At 67.3% G+C, this 4,317-nt stretch carries 6 protein-coding genes; all 6 read right to left on the reverse strand.

The window, feature by feature from the left end; translation table 11 throughout:
* The coding region (locus tag JWP90_RS10785) for a GNAT family N-acetyltransferase (protein ID WP_297363750.1) at positions 1–280 on the reverse strand (280 nt) is incomplete at its 3' end.
* A 26-nt stretch (positions 281–306) separates the two neighbouring features.
* Positions 307–960 carry a response regulator transcription factor gene (locus JWP90_RS10790; protein ID WP_297363753.1) on the reverse strand — a complete coding sequence of 218 codons (654 nt, stop codon included), beginning with the start codon at positions 958–960 and terminating at the stop codon, positions 307–309.
* Positions 957–2,132 (reverse strand): sensor histidine kinase, encoded by a 1,176-nt coding sequence (locus JWP90_RS10795; protein WP_297363757.1) that lies wholly within the window; start codon positions 2,130–2,132, stop codon positions 957–959. The genes JWP90_RS10790 and JWP90_RS10795 overlap by 4 nt, the downstream gene beginning before the upstream one ends.
* 48 nt (positions 2,133–2,180) lie before the next feature.
* A complete protein-coding gene (locus JWP90_RS10800) occupies positions 2,181–3,053 on the reverse strand; it encodes an ABC transporter permease (protein ID WP_297363760.1) in 873 nt (290 codons plus the stop codon).
* On the reverse strand, positions 3,046–3,957 hold the full coding sequence (locus JWP90_RS10805; protein ID WP_297363762.1) for an ABC transporter ATP-binding protein: 912 nt from the start codon (positions 3,955–3,957) through the stop codon (positions 3,046–3,048). The genes JWP90_RS10800 and JWP90_RS10805 overlap by 8 nt, the downstream gene beginning before the upstream one ends.
* Before the next feature lie 92 nt (positions 3,958–4,049).
* A partial coding sequence (locus JWP90_RS10810) for an SDR family oxidoreductase (protein WP_297363765.1) occupies positions 4,050–4,317 on the reverse strand: 268 nt, incomplete at its 5' end.

Below are 4,317 nucleotides of genomic sequence, written 5' to 3' on the forward strand. Positions count from 1 at the left end.
CGTTGTCGACGGTGAAGTACATCTGGCCGATGACGCGGCCGTCGCTCCGTCGTTCGACGGCGAGTTGCAGGTAATCGCCGTTCGCCTCGAGCCGGGTGCGTTGCGACTCCTGGGCGATCTTCGCCGCGACCGTCTGGCGATCGCGCGGTTCGTAGAGAAGGTACTGGCAGACATCCGCTCGTGACTGCCACGAGTGCACGGCGTCGATGTCAGCATCCGTCTCGAGCCGCAGGATCAGCCGCTCGGTCTCGATGGGCTCACGGAACTCGAGTACGCGCATGACTCATGCTAGCCAGCGTTCGCTGCTCAGAGCAGGCCGAGCTCGAGCGCAAGGGTTACGGCACGGGTGCGGTCAGACACGCCGAGCTTCTCGAACACGTGCAGCAGGTGCGTCTTCACTGTGGCCTCGCTGATGAACAGGCGGGCGGCGACCGAGGCGTTGCTGTTGCCGGCGGCAACCAGCCGCAGCACGTCGAGTTCCCTCGCGCTGAGCTTCGGCCGGGCGGGCAGCGCGTCCGAGCGCATCCGGGCGACGAGCTTCGCAGCGATCGCGGGGGCGAGCACCGTCTGTCCGCCGACGACGCTCCGCACCCCGGCGAGAATCTCCTCCTGGGGCGCGGCCTTGAGTAGGTATCCGCTCGCGCCGGCTTCGATCGCGCCGAGGATGTGATCATCGGTCTCATAGGTGGTCAGGATGAGCACCCGGGTGCCTGGCACCGTTTCGATGATGCGGGCGGTCGCCGCTGCGCCGTCGAACTCGGGACCGTCGAGAACCGGCATGCGGAGGTCCATGAGCACGATGTCTGGCCGATGTTCCTGGGCAAGCGCGACGGCGTCTGCCCCGTTCGCCGCCTCGGCCACCACGTCGATGTCGTCGGCGAGGGAGAGCAGCGCTGCGATCCCGGATCGAACGATCGGGTGGTCGTCCGCGACAATCACTCGGATGGGCTGAACGGTCACGATGCTGCGTCCTTCTCGAGGGGAATGTCGACGGTGAGTTCCGTTCCGTGCCCGGTGGCGGCATCCGCTACGGTCAACGTGCCGCCGACCAGGCCGACCCTGTCACGCATGCCGCTGAGCCCGAAACCGCGTTCGTCACCGGGCTGGAAGCCGCCGAGCCCGCGGCCGTCGTCGGTGACGCGGAGGCTGACGCCGTCGGGCGACTGGACGACGGTGACGGATGCCCCGCGCGCGTTTGCATGTTTCCGCACGTTCGCGAGTCCCTCCTGGGCGCACCGCAGCAGCACGACCTCGAGGTCGCGGGGCAGCTCGGTGAGCGGCGCGACCGTTGTCACGGTGACCCCGGTCTCGCGGGAGAAGCGCTCGCCGAGTCTCGCGAGGGTGTCGGCGAGGGACGCGTCGCGGTGCGGCAGGCCGGCGTTCGCAGCTACGAGGGAGCGGGCTTCGCTGAGTGCTTCGCGTGCCGTGGATTCGATCAGCTCGAGCGTGGAGTCCGCGGTCGGCTGCTCGAGCCCGGCGCGCTGGGCGAGCATGACGACGCTCGTGAGGCTCTGCGCGATGGTGTCGTGGATTTCGCGGGCGATGCGTTCCCGCTCGGCGGTTGCGCCGGCATCCCGGCTCATCAGTTCGAGTTCTCCTTGAGCCCGTTGGAGGTCATCGAGCAATCGTTGGCGTTCCTCGCCGTACTCGGCGATGTTCGTGATCCAGAGGCCGAGAGCGAGGCTGAAGCCGAGTGAGAGGCCCCCGACGAAAAGGCTCTCGACAACTCCCTCGGCGCCGTCGTCGAGGCCAACGATAAAGCCGACCGTGATGACAGCGGCAGCTCCGATGTTGGCGAGGATGGCCTGCTTCGTGGTCAGCGACACCACCCAGAGCAGCGGGAAGACGATGACCTGTGCGGTGACGATGTTCGGCTGGAATGCTGCGCCCATGGCGAGGATGAGGCTGAGGACCACCTGCAAGGTGACGCTCGGCGCCATCGAGCTCGGCCGCGGGTCGCGGTTTCCGACGCTGACGAGCCGCCGGCCGAACCCGTAGTAGACGGCACCGAGCAGGGCGAGCGCGATCCAGGCGGCCCACCGGTCGAGCCCGTCGCCGGCCATCGCTGTCGTGATTCCGACGATCGCGACGGTCGCCGCGACGGCGATATCCCACCACTTCGGACTGGTCACGGAACTACTCTCTCGTATTTCGGTCGCGGAGCTGTCCGAGGGCTGCCGTCAGCTGTCCTTACGGATCCAGCGGAAGGTGACCCGGCAGAGCACGAGCCCCACGATGCACCAGATGAGCAGGTTGACCGCGACCACGTCGAGATCCCAGGCGCCGGTCCGCTCGAGGGTGGCGAAGCTCTCCGGCAGGAACACCGACCGCATGCCCTGCGCCAGCCACTTGAGCGGGAACAGGCTCGCGATGTTCTGCAGCCACTCCGGAAGCATCGTGAACATGAGGTAGACCCCCGAAATGAACTGCAGCACGAGCACGATCGGGATGACCACGGCCGTCGCACTCTTGCCTGACCGCGGAACCGAAGACAGGGCGATGCCGAGCACTGCCGAGGTGACAATGCCAAGCAGGTAGAGCCAGGCGAAGGTCAGCCACTTCTCCGGCTCGGTCGGCAGCTCGATAGAGAACAGCACTCGCGCGACGACGAGGAGCAGCGCCAGCTGGGCGAGCGAGGTCACAAAGACCTGACCCATCTTGCCGAGGAAGTAGCTGATCACCGGCAGCGGCGAGCCGCCCAGCCGTTTCAGAGTGCCGTCGCTCTTTTCCATGGCGATGTCGGTAGCGAGGTTCTGGACGCCGGAGAGCAGGATGCCGGCGGCGACCATCCCAGGCAAGAAGTACGCGCCCTGGCTGATCCCCCCGCTGCCGTCGGGATTCGTGCCGACGTTGCCGCTCGTCGAGAACGCGGTCGCGAAAATCGAGAGCATGACGACGGGAAAGAGGAAGGTGAAGAAGACCTGGTCACCGACCCGGAAGTAGACCCGGACCTCATAGCCGATGCGCTTCAGACCGAGGCGGATGCCCCGTCCGCGTGAGAGGGCGGGGATGCCTGTCGAGACGGCTGGCCTGGCGACGGTCTGCTCAGACATGCGCTGTTTCTCCTGTGGTTTCAGCGGCGGAAGTAGGAAGACGGCCGGCAGCGGCGACGAGCCCGAGGTACACGTCCTCAAGGCTCGGCCGGAGGATCTCGAGGTCGCGCGGCTCACCATTCGTGGCCGCGAACAGCCGGCCGGCGAAGGCAGCGGGTTCGAGAGTGCGTTCCTCGTGGAGACCGGCCCCGTCGCGCCAGCGCACGACAGGGATCCGGGCCTCAGCGCCGCCGATGGCATCGACTGGACCGATCTCGACCAGCCTGCCGTCGGCGATCACGGCGACGCGGTCGGCGAGGTGGGCGGCCTCGTCCAGGTAGTGGGTGGTGAGGAGAATGCTCGTCCCGTCGGCCTTGAGCGAGCGGATGAGCTGCCAGAACTGGCGCCGGGCCTCCGGGTCGAATCCGGTCGTGGGTTCATCGAGGAACAGCAGCTGCGGTCGCCCGATCACACCGAGGGCGACGTCGACGCGCCGACGCTGCCCACCGGACAGTTTGCCGATGCGTGTTCTCGACTTCTCGGTGAGGCCGACGGCAGCGATGACCTCATCCACGTCGCGCGGGCGGTCGTAGTAGGCGGCGAACTGTTCGACCTGTTCCCGAACGGTGACGTGCGCTGCTTCCGCGCTGGACTGCAGCACGATGCCGAGCTGAGCCTTCCAGGCGATGTCTCCTTTCTGCGGGTCGACGCCGAGCACCCGCACGGTTCCGCTGGTGCGGTCGCGGTAGCCCTCGAGGATTTCGATCGTGGTGGACTTGCCTGCACCGTTCGGGCCGAGGAGGGCGAACGTCTCACCTCGGCGGATGTCGAAGCTCACGTCGGCGACAGCGGCGAGGCCGCCGTAGTGCTTGCCGAGGTTCTCGACCTCGACGATGTTGCCTGAGGCTGGGGTGGACTGGTTCATGCTTCCAGCGTGCCCGCGCCTGGCCTGCATCGGTAGCGGTGATCCGGCTGAATCCGGCATCAACCGATCGGTGGATGGCGTCGCGGTGATCCCTACGGCGTCGGCGACCCTCCGTTGACGTTGAGCGTCTCTCCGACGACGTAGCTCGACTCACCGGACGCCAGGAACACATAGGCGGGTGCGAGTTCTGCGGGCTGGCCGGGGCGACCGAGCGGGGTCTGCTCGCCGAACTCCGGCAGGGCCTCGGGCGGCTGGCCGCCCGCCGTCTGAAGTGGGGTCCAAATCGGGCCAGGTGCGACGACGTTGACCCGTATCCCCTTCGGTGCGAGCTGCTGCGCAAGTGCCTTGGAGAATGCGTTG

Source organism: Mycetocola sp., from assembly GCF_025464835.1.
Lineage (GTDB): Bacteria > Actinomycetota > Actinomycetes > Actinomycetales > Microbacteriaceae > Mycetocola_A.

What these genes read in the sequence shown, in the direction of transcription:
- JWP90_RS10805 (WP_297363762.1), bottom strand. Translation starts at nt 3,957, where the DNA reads ATGAACCAGTCCACCCCAGCCTCAGGCAACATCGTCGAGGTCGAGAAC.
- JWP90_RS10800 (WP_297363760.1), bottom strand. Translation starts at nt 3,053, where the DNA reads ATGTCTGAGCAGACCGTCGCCAGGCCAGCCGTCTCGACAGGCATCCCC.